The organism is Pseudomonas sp. LS2P72 (assembly GCF_054897865.1).
In genome coordinates this window covers 573123-593272 of the sequence record NZ_CM142708.1, presented here as the reverse complement: position 1 = coordinate 593272, position 20150 = coordinate 573123, and the positions used below count along the sequence as shown (strand labels likewise).

Annotated in this window: 15 protein-coding genes; 5 read left to right on the top strand and 10 right to left on the bottom strand. The window is 60.6% G+C overall.

The genetic code is table 11. From position 1 onward, the window contains the following. Positions 1-2 precede the first annotated feature (2 nt). The gene (locus ACYZUA_RS02615) at positions 3-1340 is read left to right on the top strand and encodes a dihydroorotase (RefSeq protein ID WP_461961970.1); all 1338 of its coding nucleotides are present in this window, start codon (positions 3-5) and stop codon (positions 1338-1340) included. 17 nt (positions 1341-1357) lie between these two features. Then, positions 1358-2239 (top strand): His/Gly/Thr/Pro-type tRNA ligase C-terminal domain-containing protein, encoded by an 882-nt coding sequence (locus tag ACYZUA_RS02610; protein WP_461961969.1) that lies wholly within the window; start codon positions 1358-1360, stop codon positions 2237-2239. A 21-nt stretch (positions 2240-2260) separates the two neighbouring features. On the opposite strand, the gene ACYZUA_RS02605 is transcribed toward ACYZUA_RS02610, so the two are convergent. Then, positions 2261-2782, bottom strand: a complete 522-nt coding sequence (locus tag ACYZUA_RS02605; RefSeq protein ID WP_415758547.1) for a DUF3617 domain-containing protein — start codon at positions 2780-2782, stop codon at positions 2261-2263. 131 nt (positions 2783-2913) lie between these two features. Here ACYZUA_RS02605 and cls point away from each other — a divergent pair, with 131 nt between their 5' ends. Then, entirely contained in the window at positions 2914-4353 is a 1440-nt protein-coding gene (gene cls / locus ACYZUA_RS02600; RefSeq protein ID WP_461961968.1) for a cardiolipin synthase, read from the top strand. Here cls and cfaB read toward each other — a convergent pair. The 5 genes from cfaB to hflK (ACYZUA_RS02575) all read right to left on the bottom strand — a co-directional run bounded on the left by cfaB (position 4350) and on the right by hflK (ACYZUA_RS02575) (position 11715). After that, positions 4350-5537, bottom strand: coding sequence for a C17 cyclopropane fatty acid synthase CfaB (cfaB, locus tag ACYZUA_RS02595; RefSeq protein WP_461961967.1), 1188 nt, complete (start codon positions 5535-5537; stop codon positions 4350-4352). The two genes, cls and cfaB, sit on opposite strands and share 4 nt — an antisense overlap. Before the next feature lie 226 nt (positions 5538-5763). Continuing rightward, a complete protein-coding gene (locus tag ACYZUA_RS02590; RefSeq protein WP_461961966.1) occupies positions 5764-7674 on the bottom strand; it encodes a cation-translocating P-type ATPase in 1911 nt (636 codons plus the stop codon). Further along, the gene (gene hflK / locus ACYZUA_RS02585; RefSeq protein ID WP_461961965.1) at positions 7671-8729 is read right to left on the bottom strand and encodes a protease modulator HflK; all 1059 of its coding nucleotides are present in this window, start codon (positions 8727-8729) and stop codon (positions 7671-7673) included. Before hflK (ACYZUA_RS02585) ends, ACYZUA_RS02590 begins: the two co-directional genes overlap by 4 nt. Then, on the bottom strand, positions 8726-9760 hold the full coding sequence (gene hflC / locus ACYZUA_RS02580; protein WP_461961964.1) for a protease modulator HflC: 1035 nt from the start codon (positions 9758-9760) through the stop codon (positions 8726-8728). Before hflC ends, hflK (ACYZUA_RS02585) begins: the two co-directional genes overlap by 4 nt. Next, positions 9757-11715 carry a protease modulator HflK gene (gene hflK, locus ACYZUA_RS02575; RefSeq protein ID WP_461963857.1) on the bottom strand — a complete coding sequence of 653 codons (1959 nt, stop codon included), beginning with the start codon at positions 11713-11715 and terminating at the stop codon, positions 9757-9759. Before hflK (ACYZUA_RS02575) ends, hflC begins: the two co-directional genes overlap by 4 nt. Before the next feature lie 215 nt (positions 11716-11930). On the opposite strand from hflK (ACYZUA_RS02575), the gene lpdA reads away from it, so the two are divergent. After that, positions 11931-13331: a dihydrolipoyl dehydrogenase gene (gene lpdA / locus ACYZUA_RS02570; RefSeq protein WP_461961963.1), complete on the top strand. Its 1401-nt coding sequence runs from the start codon at positions 11931-11933 to the stop codon at positions 13329-13331. A gap of 121 nt (positions 13332-13452) precedes the next feature. On the opposite strand, the gene ACYZUA_RS02565 is transcribed toward lpdA, so the two are convergent. Continuing rightward, positions 13453-13926, bottom strand: a complete 474-nt coding sequence (locus ACYZUA_RS02565) for an Lrp/AsnC family transcriptional regulator (RefSeq protein ID WP_461961962.1) — start codon at positions 13924-13926, stop codon at positions 13453-13455. Between the two features lie 145 nt (positions 13927-14071). Here ACYZUA_RS02565 and ACYZUA_RS02560 point away from each other — a divergent pair, with 145 nt between their 5' ends. Then, complete coding sequence (locus ACYZUA_RS02560) at positions 14072-14701, top strand: LysE family translocator (RefSeq protein WP_461961961.1); 630 nt, start codon at positions 14072-14074, stop codon at positions 14699-14701. Here ACYZUA_RS02560 and ACYZUA_RS02555 read toward each other — a convergent pair whose 3' ends face one another. The 3 genes from ACYZUA_RS02555 to ACYZUA_RS02545 are packed head-to-tail and all read right to left on the bottom strand — an operon-like array spanning position 14702 to position 20087. Beyond that, on the bottom strand, positions 14702-16822 hold the full coding sequence (locus ACYZUA_RS02555) for a hypothetical protein (RefSeq protein WP_461961960.1): 2121 nt from the start codon (positions 16820-16822) through the stop codon (positions 14702-14704). Next, complete coding sequence (locus tag ACYZUA_RS02550; RefSeq protein ID WP_461961959.1) at positions 16809-18005, bottom strand: DUF3142 domain-containing protein; 1197 nt, start codon at positions 18003-18005, stop codon at positions 16809-16811. The genes ACYZUA_RS02555 and ACYZUA_RS02550 overlap by 14 nt, the downstream gene beginning before the upstream one ends. A gap of 51 nt (positions 18006-18056) precedes the next feature. After that, a complete protein-coding gene (locus tag ACYZUA_RS02545) occupies positions 18057-20087 on the bottom strand; it encodes a pyridoxamine 5'-phosphate oxidase family protein (RefSeq protein ID WP_461961958.1) in 2031 nt (676 codons plus the stop codon). Positions 20088-20150 lie beyond the last annotated feature (63 nt).

The following is a 20150-nucleotide window of genomic DNA, read 5'->3' as shown; positions in this document are numbered from 1 at the left end:
CCATGAGCAGCGTGCTGATTCGCAATGCCCGACTGGTGAACGAAGGTCGGGAGTTTGAAGGTGACTTGTTGGTGAGCAACGGGCGAATCGTGAAGATCGCCAGCAGCATCCACGGTGAAAATGCCGACGTGGAAATCGATGCACAAGGGCAATGGCTGCTGCCCGGAATGATCGACGACCAAGTACACTTCCGCGATCCAGGCTCGCCAGACAAGGGCAGCTTCTACACCGAATCCCGGGCTGCGGTGGCCGGTGGCATCACCAGCTTCATGGACATGCCCAACACCCATCCGGCGACCCTGACCCTCAGCGCATTGGCCGACAAAAAGCGTCGAGCGGCGATCAGCTCCGTCGCCAATTACGGCTTTCATTTCGGCGTGAGCAACGACAATCTCGACACCGTCGCCAGGCTCAACCCCTGTGAAGTAGCCGGCGTCAAAGTGTTCATGGGCGCCTCGACCGGCAATATGCTGGTCGATGACCCACAGATTCTGGAGCGGTTATTCGCCGAGGTGCCGACCATTCTGTTGGCCCACTGCGAACACACGCCCAGCATCGACGCCAACGCCGCGAACCTGCGTGACTTGTTCGGCGAACATATTCCGGCGGCGGCCCACCCGCTGATCCGCAACGCCGAGGCCTGCTTTCGCTCCTCCTCTATGGCCGTGGACCTCGCCAGGCGTCACGGCACCCGACTGCATGTTCTGCACCTGACCACCGCCCGCGAACTGGCGTTATTCGAAGACAAGCCGCTGGCCCAGAAACGCATCACCGCCGAAGTCTGCCTGCATCACTTGCTGTTCGATGACCGGGATTACCCGAGCCTCGGCAACCTGATCAAGTGCAACCCGGCGATCAAAACCCAGACCGACCGCGATGCCTTGCGCGAAGCATTGCTGAGCCACCGGCTCGACGTGATCGGCAGCGATCACGCGCCACACACCTGGGCCGAAAAACAGCGTCCGTACAGCCAGGCGCCTTCCGGTTTGCCGTTGGTGCAACACGCCCTGCCCGCGCTGCTGGAACTGGTCGCGGATGCCGTGTTGCCGATCACTACGCTCGTCGCAAAAACCAGTCACCGGGTCGCCGATCTGTTCGCCATCCCAGACCGCGGTTATCTGCGCGAAGGCTATTGGGCCGACCTCGTTCTGATCAAGCCCGAACCCGACGGCGTCGCCGTTTCCCAGCAGCCGATCCTGTCGCAATGCGGCTGGACACCTTTTGCCCGACAGCGTTTTCGCCACAGCGTCAGTACCACGATTGTGTCGGGGCAAATTGCCTGGCACGACCAACGTCTTAATGACAACTGCCTGGGTTTGCCCCTACGGTTTATGCGCTAGCACTCGAGGGCACCGACATGATTCACATCACCCTGAGCGATGGTTCATTGCGTGAATACGACCAGCCACTGTCGGTGTACGAATTCGCCGCGAGTATCGGACCCGAGTTGGCAAAAGCAGCGGTGGCCGGCCGAGTGGACGGCATCCTGGTGGACTGTGAATTCATGATCGAAGCCGACGCCCGGGTCAGCATCGTCACGCCTCAAGAGCCCGATGGGCTGGAGATCCTGCGTCGCTCCTGTGTACTGATGCTGGCCATGGCCGTTAAGCAACTCCATCCACAAGTGCAGCTGCACGCCGGAACGGCGCTGGGCGACGGGTTCTTTCATGAGTTTTCTGCCGAGCGATCCTTAACGCAGACAGACTTGCCATTGATCGAAGCCCGCATGCAGGCACTGGCAGCGACCAACCATTCAATTCGCCGTCAAGGAAAGACATCGCTGTACCGCCTGGGGAACTTCGAATCGACGACCGCTGGCCCGCATGTTCCCGCAACCAGAGTGCTGCAAGCGTTCACCCTCGACCACATCAGCGATACATTGCCGCAACGAATTTACGGTACGTGCTGGTCCTGCCAACAGGAGCTTGATAATTGGCGCACACCGCCGCACGTCATGATCGTCAGCATGGACGAACGTCAGGCGGATTATGCGCAGTCTGTAACCGAGGCATTGCGCAGAAGTGGCGTGCGTGCACGGGCGGATTTGCGCCACGAGAAAGTCCGCCAAAAGATTCGCGAGCACAGTCAGCACGTGCCCTATCTGGTGGTGATCGGGGAGAAAGAAAAAGCAGGCGGGTTTGTCAGTGTGCGTAGCCGCACAGGTGAAGACTTCGGGAGAATGGGTGTTGAGACGGTGTGTGAATGGTTGAATCAGGCCCGCTCCCACACAGTCATGTAGGGCGCGGGCCTGCTGGCGGGCTTAAGCTCTTGGCTTGACGGTGCCGCAGTCCTGCCCCAACCACACGGCGCGGCTATCGAGGCTGCCCTTCTGTTGAATACCGGTGGCGTTGAACGTGCCATTAACCTTGGTGGTGAATTCACGATCACTGAGGAAAGTGGCGACACCGGTGCCCTGCGCCTTCGGACAGCTGAAGCGGAATTTCCACTGATTCCCGGTGCGGTCGGTGATTTCCTGTTTGCAGCCCGACTGCGGATCGGTCAGCGGAATATTGTCTGTCTTCACCTGCTCCGGAGTCAGACAAGCCCGAATCCCTTTGCCGCCCATGGTGATGCCCTGCTTTTCGAGCTGCGCGCGCTGCTGAGGGGTCATCTGGCTCTGTATCTGGCCAAGGATCAGCTGCAAATCCGGGAGATTCTGGTCATCGACCTTCATGTTGCTAGTGGTCATTTCCCACAAACCGGGCTGCAACATCTGCGCCTGAGCGGCCACAGGAAGTGACAAACCAACAGCCATGGCCAAACCCAGAAGACGAACGTTCATCGAGTAACTCCTGATCAGTAGTGGCCGTTAGACGTCAGCCAGCGGCTTCGGTTCATGGGCCAATTAAATAGCGACATTCTGCACGGAACATGGTCTGTTAAGCATTGAATCTTCAGGAGCAAGGCTGCCCCATGGATTACTTTGGACCGCATATTTTCGGCTACATGATTGCACTGCTTCACACGCTGGGCTCGATCGCCGCCATCCACGCCGTACTCACCGTCCGGACCGCCCAGGGCTCGATCGCCTGGGCCCTGTCGTTGGTGTTTATTCCCTACCTCACGCTCATCCCCTATCTGGTCTTCGGCCGCAGTACCTTCGATGGCTACATCAACGCTCGACGCCAGGCCAACGAAGAAATGCGCAAGGCAATCTCCGAACTGAACTGGCGCCCTTGGGTGGAAGAGGCGCTGACCGCTCGTGCCTCCAATGCTTACGCGTCCTTGAGGGCCATGCCGAAACTGGGACGCATGCCGTGCCTGGCGAACAACGAAGTGCGTTTGCTGATCGACGGCCAAGCCACCTTCAACGCCATTTTTGACGCCATCAGCAACGCGAAGGAAGCGGTGCTGATTCAGTTTTTCATTATCCACGACGATCGTCTCGGCCAACGCCTGCACAGCTTGCTGCTGCAGAAAGCCGCCCAAGGCGTGGCGGTTTATTTACTGTACGACCGCATCGGCAGCCATTCCCTGCCTCACAGTTACGTGCAGCCGCTTCGCGATGCCGGCGTCGAGGTGAAAGCCTTCGCCACCCGCAGCGGTTGGCTCAACCGCTTCCAGGTCAACTTCCGCAACCACCGCAAGATTGTGGTGGTCGATGGCGTATTGGGTTTCGTCGGTGGGCACAACGTCGGCGACGAGTACATGGGCGAGAAGCCACCCCTCGCCCCGTGGCGCGATACCCATGTGCAAGTACGTGGGCCGGTGGTTGCCTGCATGCAGGAATCGTTTGCTGAAGACTGGTTTTGGGCTGCCCGCTCATTGCCGCCGTTGATCCTGCCGGACGTTTACCCGGACGACGGCGTGCTCTGCCAATTACTCGCCAGCGGTCCGGCGGATTCCTACGAAACCTGTTCGTTATTCTTCGTCGAAGCCATCCATGCGGCCACCGAGCGGGTGTGGATCACCAGCCCGTATTTCATCCCCGACGAAGCCGTGTTCGCTGCGTTAAGGCTGGCAGTCCTGCGAGGCGTGGATGTGCGGCTGCTGCTGCCCTCTCGAGCGGACCACCGAATCGTCTACGCCGCCTCCAGCCTTTATGCCTTCGAAGCCGTGCGCGCCGGCGTGCGGGTGTTCCGCTACGAGCCGGGATTCATGCATCAGAAAGTGGTGTTGATCGACAGCGAAATCAGCGCCATTGGCAGTGCCAATCTGGACAACCGCTCGTTCCGGCTGAATTTTGAAGTGATGTTGTTGACCGTCGACAGCGCGTTTGCCGCCGAAGTAGAACATATGCTCAACGATGATTTCGCCCAGGCCCACGAGATCGCCAAAGAAGAAAGCCGGGAGACCCGCCGCCTGCAACAGGTCGGCATGCGGGTCGCCCGGCTTATTTCACCGATACTTTAAGGGTTGTAGATATCGTCTCGCGTCCATGGCAGTTCATGGCTGCCATCAGGGTGGGCTTTCACCGCGAGAATCTGGTGCAGATTGATCCAGCCCTTGGCGAACGCATAAGCGCATCCCGCCAGGTACAGCCGCCAGATCCGTAAGGCCTGCTCTGGCACCAGCCTGGAAGCCGCTTCCAGATTGTCCTCCAGGCGTTCGCTCCAGTGGTCCAGCGTACGCGCGTAATGCAGGCGCAGACTCTCGACGTCGACGATCTCCAGCCCTGCTTCGCTGATCTCGGCAGAGATCATCGACAAATGCGGCAGCTCGCCATTGGGGAACACATACTTCTCGATGAATTCACCGAAACCGCGCCCCACTGGACGGCCATCGATGTGCTTGGCGGTGATCCCGTGGTTCATCACCAGGCCGCCCTCTTTCACCGCACCGAACAAGGTTTTGCAGTACTCGGCCAGATTGGCGTGGCCTACGTGTTCGAACATGCCGACGCTGACCACTTTGTCGAAGCGACCGTCCTGAGGCAGGTCGCGGTAGTCGAGCAGTTGCAGTTCGACCAGATCGTCCAGGCCTTCGGCAGTCACCCGTTCACGGGCAAGTGCCAGTTGCTCTTTACTGAGTGTGATCCCGAACACCTTCGCGCCAAACTCCCGAGCCGCATACCGTGCCAGTCCGCCCCAACCACAACCGACATCCAGCAGGTATTCCCCTGGTTGCAGCCGCAGCTTGCGGCACAAGTGGCGGAATTTGGCTTGCTGGGCTTGCTCCAGCGTTTCGCTGCCGGTCTCGAAATAGGCGCAGGAATACGCCATGTCACTGTCGAGCCACAGCTGATAAAACGCGTTGGAAAGGTCGTAGTGGTAGGAAATCGCCTTGGCGTCGGTTTCCTTGTCGTGGACAGTGCGCACAGGCTGACTGTCGTCGTCCTCGCTCAATAACGCCTGGCTCCATTCATCGCAGACGCGGATAACGTCGCTCATGGAGCCTTCCAGCTCAAGTTTACCTTCGACAAACGCCGCTCCAAGCGTGTCCAGGCTTGGGTGAGTGAACTGGGTAACCATTTGTGGGTCCTTGACCACAATTGTGACGCTGGGCGTCGGCCCCAGATTGAATTCATGGCCGTCCCAGAGTCGCAGGCGTAACGGTAACTGCAGATTCTGTAAGGCCGGAGGAAGGTGCGCGAGCATGGATAGACCCTCTAGTTTCAGACGTCTGATGTGAGGGTAGACCATCCTTGAAAAATAGCTGGCTATGGAATTAATAGCGCATTTTTATGATTCGTAGCGTTCGGACCAACCGTCGCGAATTCACAAAAGTGATTGCCCTCACCTAAATGACTACGAATTCGTCGGACAGTTCTGACAACTTGAAATCGCCTGTGATCGCGCTATTTAGAGCATTCACCCGGCGTACTCAATCCTCATCCTTCAGCTTGAGCAATGGCTCCTGAAAACGCAGTAAACGCCCGGCGTTCCCCAATACCAGCAAAGTGCTGAAGTTGTGCAACAGCGCAGCAATCATCGCGCCCGCAGCACCGAGCCAGCCGAAGGCGGCGAAGGCTACAATCGCCAGCGTCCAGCCCAGGCCGATGATCACGTTAACTTGCAACGTGTGCCGGCATTGGCGACTCAAGCGCACACATGTGCCGAGTCGACGCAGGTCGCTGCCGATCAGAACGATGTCGGCCGAGGCCAGCGCGATGTCCGCCCCGCCCGCGCCCATGGCAACGCCGACCACACCGGCCTTGAGCGCCAGCGAATCGTTGATCCCATCTCCCACGACCATCGGCCGGAAGCCGCTGCCGATTTCCTTCAGCACGCGATTGAGTTTGTCCTCGGGCAAGGCTTGAGCTTCAACGTCGCTGATCCCGACATCACGCGCCAAAGTGTGCGCGACGCTTTGCCGATCACCTGTCAGCAGCAACTGCCTGCCCAACCCCAACTCACGTAGCTCGCTCAACGCAAATCGAGCTTCGGGTTTGACGCTGTCGGCCAGCAGCAGCCAGGCGAGGAACTCACCGTTGAGCGCCAGCCCGGCAATCGGGCCATCGTGGTCGGGGACACTTGAAGTGGCGATGCCCAATTGCGCGAACAGCTCCGGACGACCGAGCGCCGCCTCGCCCTGCTCCGTCATCGCCACCACGCCCAGCCCCTGACGCTCGTGGATGTCGGAGAGCAGCAGAAAATGTTCCTGCGTGACCAACCCGGCGAGCGCGCGGCTGACCGGATGACTGCTGGCGGACCCGAGGCTGGCAGCGAGCTTGAGGACGTGACTGCGATCCTCGAGCGGACTGTCGATGGATTGCAAACGCAAGGTGCCAAAGGTCAGGGTCCCGGTCTTGTCGACCACCAGTGAAGTCAGGTCTGCCAACTCTTCGAGGAACGCGGAGCTGCGAATCAGAATCCCGTGACGAGCCGCCACCGCCACGCCGGCAATCGCCGTGGCCGGAGCCGACAACACCAGCGCACAAGGACAGGCCGCCACCAACACCGCGAGCATGGCCTGAGCATCGTTAGTGACGAACCAGGTCACAGCGGCCAGCAGCAACACCAGCACCATGTAGCTACCGGCGTAGCGTTCCAGCAAACGCGTGATCGGTGGTTTGGAACGTTCGGCACTTTGCATCAGCGCAATGACTTTGCCGAGGGTCGACTCATTGCCGGTGCGGGTCACTTCAATGCGCAACAGACCGTCGAGGTTGATCGCGCCGCCGAAGACTTGCATGCCGACGCCCGCCTCCATCGGTACCGATTCGCCAGTAATCGAAGCGGTGTCCAGGCTCGCCTGACCGCACAACACCCGACCATCCGCCGGCACCCGATCACCCGCGCGCACCTCGACGAGGTCACCGGCCTTGAGTGTGCCGTTATCGACTTCGACAATGGTGCCATCGGCCTGAACCTTGCGCGCGTGGCTGCGCGTCAGTTTGCCGAGGGCGCGAATCGCCTCCTGCGAGCCGATCACACTGCGCTCTTCCAACACGTGGCCGAAGATCATGATGATCGGCAGCAACGCCGCGGTCAGCAGATCACCCGTGGCCCACGCCCCGAGCATGGCCAGGGCGATCAATTGATCAGTGATCCCGTGCAGGCTCGGATAGCGCAGGCTGTACCAGGCTGAACGCATCACCGGCACGGCCACCAATAACGAAGCAAAGCCCAGCAGCAATTGACTGACGCCCGTCTGCTCCGGCGACAACCAGCGCCAGGTCAGACCGAGTGCGAGCAGGCCCAATGCGAGCATCGCCAGGGTCAATTGCCGGGCGGCGCTGCGTTGTTCAGCCGAGGACAACATGCTCGGTGCGGCGGCGGTTTGGGTGGTCATTGTGTGGCTCCCTGAATGATCAGGCGGGAATCGTCTTTCGGATTGACCGTGGTCACCGAGCCGGCCTGACCGAGAATCTTCGGCATCCGCTCGCGGTAGATGCGCAGCAGCATTTGCGGGTCAGTTCCTTGTTGTTGCGCCTTGGCCAGGCTCAATACCGTGGCCGTGTCAGCCGAGGCTTTGGCCAGCCGTTCACTCGCTTGCGCGTGAGCGACTTGCAGCGTGCGATCGGCTTGTTCGTTGGCGGTCTGAGTCAGTTTCTCGGCTTCAGTGCGAGCATTGGCCACAGCTTTATCGGCTTGTTGACTGGCGGTCAGAACAGCGTTGAAGGCATTGACCGCCGGGCCGGGCAGACTCGATTGCACGTCGACCCGCGCCACTTCTATTCCTAATCCCTGCCCGGTCGCGGTCAGTTCAGCCAGGCGCTGATTGATGCCTTGCACCAGATCACCGCGTAGACGTTCGCGTCTTTCGGCAGCCTGTTTATCGGCGCCGATAAGCTCCGGTCGCGCCACTAGAATGGTGTCCAGATCTCGTGCGGCAGTGAGGGCCACCGCGCTGCGAGTCACCAATCGATCTAATGCCGGCAACACATGTTCGCCTTGAAGAACGAAGGCGTACGGCTCGGTGACTTTGTAGAAAACCCGCACATCCAGTTGCACCACGCCCGCGTCACCGGTGAGCAAGTAACCGGAACCGGCGAGTGCATCGCTGATCGGTGTAGCGAAACTCGCCACTCGGTCAGCCTGCAACGCAGCATCGGTGCGCAGCAGGTTTTCCACCCGACGCTCAATCACCCGGTCCGCCGCGGGCAACAAAATCACCTGCTCAAACGGACGGGGCCAGGCCAATAGCAGGCCAGCATTCTGGATGCGATCCAGCGCGCCGAAGTGCAAAACCACCGCGCGATTTTGCGGATCGATCTGCCGCACATTGGAAAATGCCCACACCAAAGCGGCCAGTACTGTCACGGCGTAGAGCGCCAAAAAAGCCAATCGCCCCGCCTGAATCCAGGGACTACTTAACTCATTTGTTCCACGTGGAACTAATTTCATGGCTGCGACCCGGACTTGGTATCAAGGGTCGGCGGACCGTCAACCAACACCCGGAACGGCGCGGCGTCGGTGCGCAGAATCAGTTTGGTGCCGGGCGTGACGATCGTGCCTAGTGTGTCGAGGGAGCGCAGCAGGTTGTAGAGCTGTGGCGACCCGGCGTAGGCGCGGCCATAAATTTGCGCGGCTTCAACGCGCGATTGTGCTTCGATGTCCGCTGCTTTTACCGTGGCGTCGGCCTGCACGATGCGCGCATCACGTTCGGCAGCGGAACGGATTTGCGCCGCTTCGCGCTTGCCGATGGCCGTGCGTTCGGTGGCGATTGTTTCACGCTCGGCACGCATGCGATCGACCGTGGCGGTGAGGGTTACCGACGGCAAAGTCAGACGCTCGATACCGACTTGCACCACCCGCACACCATAAGTCGTGAGCAGCTGCTGATCGATTTGCTGACGCAACTGCGCTTCAAAATCGGCGATGTGAACTTGATTGGCGTCGGTGTTCACCAGGTTAGCCAGATCAAAACTGCTGGCCGTGGTTTCCAGCGCCGAACCCACAAACGTACGAATCTGCCGCGCTGCTTCGTCCGGCTGATTCTGTACGGCGCGCATGAAGCGTTGCACGTTGTCCGGATCGCCCTGAACCTGCCAGGCCACGTAAGCCTGAACGATGATGCGCAAACCGTCCCGCGTCCCCACATCCTGCAAACCACTTGAGGTTGTGCGCAGTCGCAGATCGACAGGAATCGCCGCTTCAAAAGGAGCAGGCCAACGCCAGCCAAGACCTGGTTCCAGCAATACCCGCGACGGATTACCGAAACGCGTGATCACCGTGGCCTCCCCCGAACGCACCTGCACCAGGCTCGCTGCCGCGATGGCGAACGCTACCAGCAACGCCGCCCAGCCCATTCGCCGCCATGGGAACGGGCCAGCTTCTTGCGGATCACCGTGGTGATGATGGCCGTGGTGATGCCCGCCATGGCCGTGATCGTGGCCAGTGTGGTCATCGTGATCGTGAGTGTGCGACTGGCTCAATTGGCAGCTCCTGGCTGAGCGGTATTACGCGCTGGCGCAGGGTCAGCCGGCAGCGTGAATGTACGGAGGTCGATGGTCGGCGCGTTACTGCTGCCGCCCAGACGATGATCGAGCACCAGCAAACTGGCATTGGCCAGGCCCTGGGACAGTTGGCTGAAGTATTGTTCCAGCACGAAGGCCTGGCCGGCGCTGGCGTAGGCCTTTTGCTCGGCGCTGAATCTCAAGTCAGCCGCTTGGGCGGTGGCATTGATTTCTCGAGCGCTGGCCGTCGCTTGATCGCGAGCGATGCTGGCCTGCAATTGCGCCTGGTTGGTAGCTTCCGCCGCCGCACCGCGCTCGCGGGAAATCAATGCCTGGGCGCCAATCTGCGCAGCCTGAACGCCGTGATAGGCATTGGCGGCACCGGCCGGCGGATGAATCGCCTCGACCACGGTGGCGAGAATTTCCACGCCGCTGTCGAGTTTCTGCAAGTCAGCCTGCACCGCCCGACCAATCTCTTCGGCAAGCCCTACCCTGTCTTCACCGAGCAAACCGTCAAGGGTTCGCGAGGCGAAATCGTGGACCAGAATTCGGCTGGCGGTGCTGCGGATCAGTGTCGGGACGTCGGCGCTGTTGTAGGTCGCGGCCAATGCCGCTTGATCGCTCAGGCCGATGCGATAGACAAAACGCACGTCCATGTTGACGATCTGGAAGCTCTGCTTGTCGGCTCGGCTGCTCGCGATAACTTGGGATTTGTCGTTCACATGGCTGGCATCCCACAAGCGATTGGCAATCGCGGGCGCTGGACCCTCGGCGGGTTCGGCCACGACCGGCGTCGGTGTGTCGCCAACACTGGTGGCCAACTCGTGGACCACACCGTTCTCGACGCTCAACACTCGGCCGAGCGGCCAGGGCAAACCCGCGTGCAAACCAGGACCGAAGACCTCCACCGGTTTGCCGAATCGCTCGTAGATGCCCCGCCCTTGCATTGGGATTTCGTGAATGCCGGTGAGTGACCAACCCACTATCGAGACCACGGCCAGCACCGGCAAAAATGCCCGACGCATGTAGGTGAAGGCCCAGATCTGTCGCAGGTCGATGCCGAAGCGGTTGTGCAATTCGTGCTGCAACGCCAGCAAGGGTTGCGGCGGCCAGCGCAGCATGTCGGCGACGAAGCTTCGCGCCAGCAAGGCAGGTTCGAGTTGCTCACGCTGCGGACTGAACAACGACAGCAGGGCGCGCAACAGCAATTCGGCGGCGACCAACCCCGGCAGCAGGCCGATCAGTACCGCCAGACGCGCCGGCCATACCGAGGTTTCGCTACCCAACAACAAACACAAAGCGCTGAGCACCAGACAAATAATCGCCACCCGTGTCAGCTGCGCCAAAGACGCTGCTTCGGGCCATTGCGCGACGTTTTCCTGCGCCAGTTGTCGCTCCAGCACCAGCAAACCAAAGGCCAGCAACAACGACAGCGCCGCACCGACACTGGCCGACAATCCCAGTGCGGCGGGCGGCAGTGCCAGGTTCCAGACGTGTTCGATGCTCAATAACGTCAACAGCGACCAACCCGCGAGCCACAGCGTCGGGGCGCCGATCTGCACCAGCATTCGCAGCCATCGCTGGCTGAGTCGATCCAGCAGCTGTTCGTACCAGCCCACCGGGGCAACGACTTCGTCAGCCACGACGACCTGCACGACCGGGTTCAACGCCCGCGCGCGCCATTGCGTCACCCACCACGCCGATTGCAAACCGGCGACTAGCACCAGCAAACCGGCACTTTGATTGACCAGCAACGCGGGCCAAAGCGACTGCGGCGCAAACAGCCCAACAAAAAACGCCAGCAACCAGCCTGCCGCCGCCAGAGCGCCCAGACCGATTGCGAACTGACGCAATCGTCGCCCTTGAAAAACCGCCTGTTGGAAACGCGGCAGCCCGGCTACTTGCGTCCCATCGACATCGAGATCGACTTGCATACCACCCCAGTGTTTATCGTTGCTCATTTCGCAATTCGTTACGATATAACGAAAGTCGTGAAATTTCCGTTCTTAAATGCTGTATCTAAAAACGCTCAACCTGTCGCTTGACTGAAACCTTGACCGAAATGCTGCGGAACGCACATATTACGCTCGTAATTTTACTCAAGAACTACGTTTACCCATTCCGATCCGATTCACTCCCGGAGTACACCATGAGCAACTATGACGTCGTGATTCTGGGCGGAGGCCCCGGTGGTTATAACGCGGCGATCCGCGCCGGGCAGTTGGGCCTGAGAGCGGCTTGCATAGAAGGACGGGCCACGCTCGGTGGCACCTGCCTGAACGTCGGTTGCATGCCATCAAAAGCGTTGCTGCACGCCTCCGAACTCTACGACGCCGCCATGGGCGCGGAATTCGCCAACCTGGGGATTGAAGTCAAACCCACACTCAACCTCGCGCAAATGATGAAGCAAAAGGATGAAAGCGTTGCCGGATTGACCAAGGGCATCGAGTTTCTGTTTCGCAAAAACAAAGTTCATTGGCTCAGGGGCTGGGGCCACATCGACGGGCCCGGCAAAGTGACGGTGACCGACAGCCAGGGCGGCAAGACCGAACTGAACGCCAAGGACATCATCATCGCCACCGGTTCCGAGCCCACTCCCCTGCCCGGTGTGGACATCGACAACAAGCGCATCCTCGATTCGACGGGCGCGTTGTCGCTGACCGAAGTGCCCAAGCATCTGGTGGTGATTGGCGCCGGGGTGATCGGCCTGGAGCTGGGTTCGGTGTGGCGGCGTTTGGGCGCTCAGGTGACGGTGATCGAGTTTCTCGACCGGATCTGCCCCGGTGTAGATGGTGAAGCCGGCAAAACCCTGCAACGCTCGTTGAGTAAACAGGGCATCAACTTCAAATTGAGTTCCAAAGTCACCAGCGCCACAACCTCGGCGACCGGCGTTCAGCTCAGCGTCGAACCCGCCGCCGGTGGCACGGCCGAAACGATTGAAGCGGATTACGTGCTGGTATCCATCGGACGCCGGCCTTACACACAAGGCCTGGGGCTGGAAAACGTCGGCCTGGCCACGGACAAGCGCGGCATGCTTGCCAACAAGGGCCATCGCACCGAAGCCGCTGGCATCTGGGTGATCGGCGACGTCACGTCCGGGCCAATGCTCGCCCACAAGGCCGAAGACGAGGCCATGGTCTGCATCGAGCAGATTGTCGGCAAGGCTGCCGAGGTCAACTACGACCTGATCCCCAACGTGATCTACACCAAACCCGAACTGGCCAGCGTCGGCAAGACCGAAGAGCAGCTCAAGGCCGAAGGTCGTGCCTACAAGGTCGGCAAGTTTCCCTTCACCGCCAACAGCCGGGCAAAGATCAATCACGAAACCGAAGGCTTCGCCAAAGTGCTGGCCGATGAGCGCACCGACGAGGTTCTCGGCGTGCACCTTGTGGGACCAAGCGTCAGTGAAATGATTGGCGAATATTGCGTGGCCATGGAATTCAGCGCCTCCGCCGAAGACATTGCCCTGACTTGTCACCCACACCCGACCCGCTCCGAGGCCTTGCGTCAGGCGGCGATGAATGTGGAGGGGATGGCGACGCAGATGTAGGGCTGGAGATTGGCGGCGGCTGGTCTACCGCTATCGCGAGCAGGCTCGCTCCCACATTGGTTTTGTGAACGCCACAGATCAACAGTGGGAGTGAGCCTGCTCGCGATTGGGTCGACTCGGTCTAAAGTGGTAAATGTTCCAGCGGTAAAGCCCCCGGCGTCTTCACCGTATGAATCGCAAAGTTGCTGCGTATGTCGCTTACACCCGGCAACTTCAGCAAACGCCCCGTGAGGAAACGATCATAGGCGCGCAGGTCCGGCACCACCACTTGCAGCAGAAAATCCGATTCCCCTGACACCAGAAAGGCCGAAATCACCTCAGGCAACGCGGTCACGGCCAAACGAAAGGATTCGGCCTGCTCATCGTTGTGCCGTTCGACCTTGACCCCGACAAATACCGTCAGCCCAAGTCCTACTTCGTCGCGATCCAGATTGGCCTGGTAACCGCGTATCACCCCGGCGTCTTCGAGCATTCGAACCCGGCGCAAACAAGGCGAGGCGGACAAGCCGATCTCGTCAGCCAGTTGCACATTGCTCAGGCGACCGTCCCGTTGCAGTGCGGCGAGAATCTTGCGGTCGTAAGCGTCGAGTTTCATGATTTGGCAGATCCTGATGGTTTACCTGCAATTGAGTGGCAGGTTATGCCAACCGGAAGTGTTTTAGAAGCGAACTACGCAACCACCTGCCCTGCCCTTCAGCCCTAGACTGGCCGTACCGAATCGACAACGAATGGGGTGCAACGTGGCAGGACTCTGGGTGTTTTTCATGGCGCTGGCGGTGGTCTATCTGTTGCCGGGCCCGGACATGATCCTGTTGTTGCAGACCGGCGCCCGTCAGGGCAAAGGCGCAGCGCTGGCGACTGCGGTGGGTCTGGGTGTGGCCCGGGGATGCCATGTGGCGTTGGCAGCGTTGGGGTTGGCGGCACTGTTCAAGGCTGCGCCCTGGACGTTCGACGTGGTACGTCTGGCCGGGGCCGCGTATCTGCTATGGATCGGCATTCAATGCCTGCGAACCACCATGCTGCCGAACTTGAACGGAGCAGACACCACCACCGAGAAACCTCGCTGGCGTGCAGCGATCCAGCGCGGTTTGCTGACCAACCTGCTCAACCCCAAGGCATTGCTGTTCTGCTCGGTGCTGCTGCCGCAGTTCATCGATCCACACGCCGGGCCGGTGTTCGCACAATTTGCGACCTTGGGCGTGGTGTTGGTTGGCGTTGGGTTGTTGTTCGACAGCGCTTACGCACTGACCGGCGCAGCGCTGGGCCGTTGGCTGCAACGCAGTCCTTCGGCCCAGCGCCTGCAGCAGTGGCTGTTTGGCAGCCTGTTGATCGGCTTCGCCGTGCGGCTGACCTTTGTGCAGCAGGCTTGATTACGTCAGCGCCTTGCGCTTGCGGCGATTGATCAGCACCAGCACTACCGCTGTAAACACCACGACGACGCCCACTTGCAGCCATTTTTTGTAAGGTCGCAAGGCCGAGCGAACAGGGTCCAATGCCTGGGTTACGTAACGTTTGTCAGCGTTTTGGAAATCCGGGTAAGGACATTGGTGACCGAAGTTCACTGCCCAATCCACGTACGGTCCATCTTTAACATAGCGTTGGTAGAAGGCGCTTTCTTCTTCCAGGCTGGTGTTCCAACCCGCCGCCGAACACAGCACCGCAGCAAAGGCGTGGCTGGTGTGGGGCAAATTGTCGGCGGCACGACTGGCCAATGCGGTGGCGACAAAACGGTAGTGGTAGCGCTGATCGGGCTGGGCTGCGTTGACCTGCTGGCGCTTGACTTCATCCTCAGCCAATAACGGACCGACCTTGAGCTCACTGCTCTCGAGGCTGTAATTCCCGCCGAACGTGGCGTAGTCCGGCGCCATTTCGTAGCCGAGGATTTCCATCCCCCACTGGCGAGCCATCCAGCCAGCGTTGAACAAAGCCCCCGAGCGACGGGTCGGCCACCATGCAGACTCGGCCTCCTGACGCAATTGGCCGTAAGCCTTGGCCTTATTCTGCAACTCGACACTGTCGAAGTACGCTGGCGCTTCGTCGTACCGCTCTTCGCGCAACAAGCGCCGCCCGAGCAAATTGCGCAGTTTCGCCGCCACCGGCAACTGCACATAGTTGTCGCGATCCTGCTGAGTCAACGGTGGTGGCACCGGCACCTGAGTGTCGACGTATTGCTTGAGCTCATCGATGGTCAACACCCGCTCGGCGACTGTGGCGGCGTCGAACCAGTAGATATCTTTACTGCGATAAAGCTGATCGAACGCTTGCAGGTAATCCCCGCGTTGCAACGCCAGGATCGCGCTTTCACCCTCGACCCGGCATTTGGGCTGAAGCGTTTCGAAGTCCCAGTCCGGCGTGCGTCGCTCACCCCAGGATTCATTCTGCGGGAAGGCCTGGGCAGCCTTGGCATACGCAGCAGCCGCCGCGTATTTATCGCCATCGCGCACGGCCAGTTTGGCCCGCAGCCACCACGCCAGTCCGCCATCACCGGCGTGTTCGAGGAACGCCTTGGCGCTGGCGTAATCACCCTGTTGATAATTCACCGCCGCCAGGCGATCAGCGTTATCGAGGCTACCTCGGGTGCTGTTTTGCAGCAGTTTGATCAGCTTCAATTCGTTCGGCGGTTGATCGCCGAATGACCAGCCCAGTCGGCTGATCAACGACGCCGTCACCAGTTGCTGCACCGGTTTACCCTTGAGCAACACAGCCAGTTGATCGTCAGGCATCGCCGCGAGGTCGGCTACCAACAGTTTCAAAGAGGTGTAACCCACCGCTGAACCCTGAAGGTTTTGCGTGGCGTACAGTTCGATGGCGCGGTTCCAGTCGCCGGCGGTGCGGGCCACGCGGGCCTCTTCGCCGAGGCTGGCCACGCCCAGTTCCAGAGGGTCACTGAAGCCGTCGATGCTCAGCTGGCGGGTCTGCTCGAAAGCCTTTCGAGATTGAGCCAAAAGATCAGGGCCAGCGTCCGCTTCGGAGCTCATGGCAAACAGCGCCCGTCCTAACGAGTAAGCCGCCCAGGTGCTGCGCAACACCCGTTGATCCGCCGGCAATGCCAGCACCTTCTGGAAGTACTCGGCTGCCAGTCCATGATCACCGGCATTGAATGCCACAGCGCCGGCCAGATAAAGCTTGAGCTCGGCCGGCAGGCTCGCGCCCTGAATCTCGACCTCATGCGCATCAGTCAGGCTGCGTAACTGTTTCACCAGCACCCGCTGCTCAGCCGTCAAACCGGATTGCTCAGCCTTATCCCGCTGTTCTGCGGAGTCGGGCGCATCCATGTTGTAGGCGGGTTCGGTGACGTTCTTCAGCCCGGCGACCGCATGCCCGAGGCGACTGATTTCAAATCTGAAGTTACCTTCCGGCAACTCCGCCAGCGACTGGCCGCGGTTGTCCAGCAGACGCATCGGAAAGTCCGGCCCGCAGGCCAGCGCCGAACCCAGCGGCAGGCTGAGGCTCAGGCAAAGCAAATGGCGGGGCCAGTTACGGGTCAACATTCGAACCTCCTTGATCAATATGTGCGCAACGAGCCCAACCAATGGCGCGCTGCCCGCCGGCCGGTATTCGACCGTCGCGCAGGCGGGTGAAGGTAAGCAGATCCGGGCGCTGTTGCAACGCATAACCGGCCAGTGCATCGGCACCGTCACAGCCCTGCACCGCGAGTGTCAGGCGTTCGGGCCAGGCGCTGTCGAGGTTGCCCTGATTGCTGAGGCTGATGTCATAGAGGTCGTTTTGCACCGAGAGTTTCAACGCCAGGCGACTGTCGAGTGCATCGCCACGCGCAACGGCGCTCAGGGTTGTCAGGCTCCAGGCCCGGCGGTCGTTGGTCAGCGGCAGGCGAAACCAGATCAGGCCCGCCAGATTTGCTGGTGGATCGTTGCGCAACTCGGTACCGAGCCGGCTCAGTTGCTGCGGATCGGCGAGCAATTCCCGGCGTTTGCCGCCCTGTTCGATCGGCACTTCGCTTTCCACTACCGGCGCACCGCCGTCTCCCGGCAACAACGCTACACCGTAGGCCGGCAGCGCCAGATAGAAGGGTTTCGAAGTGATGCGGCTCCAGGCCTTGGTCCACTTTCGGGCCTGATCCGGGTCGAACAAACCAAGACGCGGATCGCTCACCGCGTGCACCTGCAACACGCTGCTGTCGACTGTGGATAACAACGCCGGTAATTCGGGACTGTCGAGCCAGGCCGGCAACGCGGTGATGCTCAGCGCAATAGTGGCCGGCAGAACTGCGCGCAGCTGAGTAAGAAATTCGCCGTAGGCCGGTAGCCGAGCATTACCGGCATCGTGGTCGATTTCCACGCCGGAGAGATTCAACCCCTGCCGTTGCCAATCGCCGAGCACCTGCAAGATCTGCGCGGTGACTGCGTCCCGATCCAGCGATTTGAGCTGGCCATCGAGACGAATCACCGCGATCAGCGGCCGACCATCACCTTTGAGCAGCGCCGGATCAATCCGAGCCCGACTCCAACCCGCCCCAGGGAATGCCTGCAAGGCCAGCACCCGCAGGGTGGAAAAGTCAGCGCGGCTGTCCCTCAGCGCCGCTTCGTGGGCCGGTGTCCATTGCCGTTGCCAGACGTAGAGTTGCTGATCGAGCGGTGGCGCGTCCTGTCGTTCGCAACCGTTGAGCAATGCCACCGCGACAATCAACGCCGACAGACGAGCGAAAAAATACATAACCGAATCTGATCCCTTATCGCAGCGGTCAGAAGCTGCGTTCGGCAGATGCTACAGGTCGAGGACCAAAGGCTGCGACCCCTGCGCCGGAATCGCACAACAAATCAGCACCTGTCCGTCGTCCGGCACTTCGGCCGGCGGCTGTGGATAATTCACCTGCCCGCTGATCAAGCGAGTCTTGCAGGTCCCGCAGGAGCCGCCGCGGCAACTGAATTCCGGGCGCAACCCTCGACTTTCCGCCAACTCCAGCAAACTGCCACCGTCGGGTTGCCAACGAGCCTCTTTTGCCGAGCGCTGAAACACCACCGGCACCGAGGTCGTAGCAGCGGGCGGTTGCTCGATGACCACCGCGTCGGGGTCCGGCACCCGGCGCAAGGTCGATGGACCGAAGGTTTCGGCGTGAATCCTTGCGTCACGGATGTTCAGTTCCCGCAGGCCGTCGTACAGCCCTTGGGTAAAACTGCCCGGACCGCAGAGGACAAAATCCAGCTGATCGTAGCCCTCCACTTCAAGGAGGGTCTTGAGCAGCGCGGTGTCGATCCGCCCCGTCAGGTCGAAATCCTCACCCTCCAAGGCCCCGGCTTCCGGCTGACTCACCAGCCGCAGCACCCTGACCGCATCACCTGCGTCATCGAGCAAGCGATCCAGCTCAGGACGAAACACTTGATCGGCCAGCGTGCGCGAACTCTGGAAAAACCAGGTCGGCCGGATGCGGCGGGTGCGCAGGCCTTGATAAACCACTTCGCGCAGCATCGACAGCAGCGGCGTGATGCCGACACCGGCAGCCAGCAGCACCAGCGGCCGACGTTCATTGGGTGCCACAGTGAAATGCCCTTGAGGCGCACGGGCCTCCAACAGATCACCGACGCGCACCTGTTCATGCAGGTGCGAAGACACCAAACCTTCACGCTTCACGCTGATGCGGAAAAAATCATCGGACGGCGCACTCGACAGGCTGTAAGTGCGGATGTGTACCTCGCCGGCAATGTTGAAGCGCAGCGGCAAATGCTGCCCGGCCTGAAACACTGGCAATCCCGCGCCATCGGCAGGCTCCAGATAGATCGAGCGGATGTTGTGGCTTTCCTCTTTGATGCGCGCCACCCGCAGCGGCCGCCAACGATCGCCCAAAGCCTGGGCTTGCAGACGGGCGTTGGCCTGCGCCCAAGTGCCGGTCAGCAAACTGGTGGGAGACACGCCGTCGAAGCGCCAGCGCAGAGCAAGCGCGCCGGGCCGACGCACCACGCGTTCCACCTCAAATGTCCACAAGCGCTCGGCCCCTTGAAACGCCTCGACCTGTGGGCCTTCAAGAATGACTTCGGTGCGACCGCTGAGGTGTAGCAGATCTCCCGAATTGAAATCGATAAACAGCAAACCGGCCCGGGGATTGAGCAGCAGGTTGCCCAAGGTGTTGAAAAACAGGTTGCCGGCGAAATCCGGAATAGTCAGGCGATTGCCTTCTACCTGTACGAAACCGGCCTGGCCGCCGCGGTGAGAAACGTCCACCGAACGTTGGCCATCGACGTCCACGTAGCTGGCGACAAAGAACGTATCGGCTCCCGCGATCAGGGCTTTGGCCGCCTCATCCAGCCCGTTGAGGTGTTGCGCGAGGCGAGTCGACGGATCCGCCAACGGCACCGAGCGAAACTGGCGCAATTGAATGTATTGCGGGCAATTGCCGAAGGACTGCTCGACCGCCACCTCGAAGCCGCTTGCCGTCATCACGCCGACTCGGCCGTTGAGGCGGTTGCGGCGACGGGTGTGCAGTTCGATCCCCAACAGGCCGATCGCCGCGCCCTCCGTCAATTGCGCCGGATCATCAGCGCCCGGCAGGCTGCGAAATTGCAGCGCACCCGGCGTGGGCGAGTGAGCGAAACCCGGTGGCCCTTCAAGAATACTGGCCCAAGGATTACCGTCGGCATCCACCGCGCCGTACAGCATGAACGGCAGTTGCTCATAGAACGTGCGGTGCTGATCCGGCATTTCACTGCGAATTACCTTACGACCGAGTACCTCCATTCGTTCGGCAATGCCCACATGAGCCTGCAACTGTTTCTCGCCGGCGTGCCAGGGTGAACGGTCCACAACGACTTCTCCCCTGCGCCATCGGCGCAGTGTGAACGACCCGAGAGTGTCGGGTCGTAAGCA

Coding starts and splice junctions, on each gene's coding strand:
- ACYZUA_RS02615 (WP_461961970.1), top strand. CDS start 3: ATGAGCAGCGTGCTGATTCGCAATGCCCGACTGGTGAACGAAGGTCGG.
- ACYZUA_RS02610 (WP_461961969.1), top strand. CDS start 1,358: ATGATTCACATCACCCTGAGCGATGGTTCATTGCGTGAATACGACCAG.
- ACYZUA_RS02605 (WP_415758547.1), bottom strand. CDS start 2,782: ATGAACGTTCGTCTTCTGGGTTTGGCCATGGCTGTTGGTTTGTCACTT.
- cls (WP_461961968.1), top strand. CDS start 2,914: ATGGATTACTTTGGACCGCATATTTTCGGCTACATGATTGCACTGCTT.
- cfaB (WP_461961967.1), bottom strand. CDS start 5,537: ATGCTCGCGCACCTTCCTCCGGCCTTACAGAATCTGCAGTTACCGTTA.
- ACYZUA_RS02590 (WP_461961966.1), bottom strand. CDS start 7,674: ATGACCACCCAAACCGCCGCCGCACCGAGCATGTTGTCCTCGGCTGAA.
- hflK (WP_461961965.1), bottom strand. CDS start 8,729: ATGAAATTAGTTCCACGTGGAACAAATGAGTTAAGTAGTCCCTGGATT.
- hflK (WP_461963857.1), bottom strand. CDS start 11,715: ATGCAAGTCGATCTCGATGTCGATGGGACGCAAGTAGCCGGGCTGCCG.
- lpdA (WP_461961963.1), top strand. CDS start 11,931: ATGAGCAACTATGACGTCGTGATTCTGGGCGGAGGCCCCGGTGGTTAT.
- ACYZUA_RS02565 (WP_461961962.1), bottom strand. CDS start 13,926: ATGAAACTCGACGCTTACGACCGCAAGATTCTCGCCGCACTGCAACGG.
- ACYZUA_RS02555 (WP_461961960.1), bottom strand. CDS start 16,822: ATGTTGACCCGTAACTGGCCCCGCCATTTGCTTTGCCTGAGCCTCAGC.
- ACYZUA_RS02550 (WP_461961959.1), bottom strand. CDS start 18,005: ATGTATTTTTTCGCTCGTCTGTCGGCGTTGATTGTCGCGGTGGCATTG.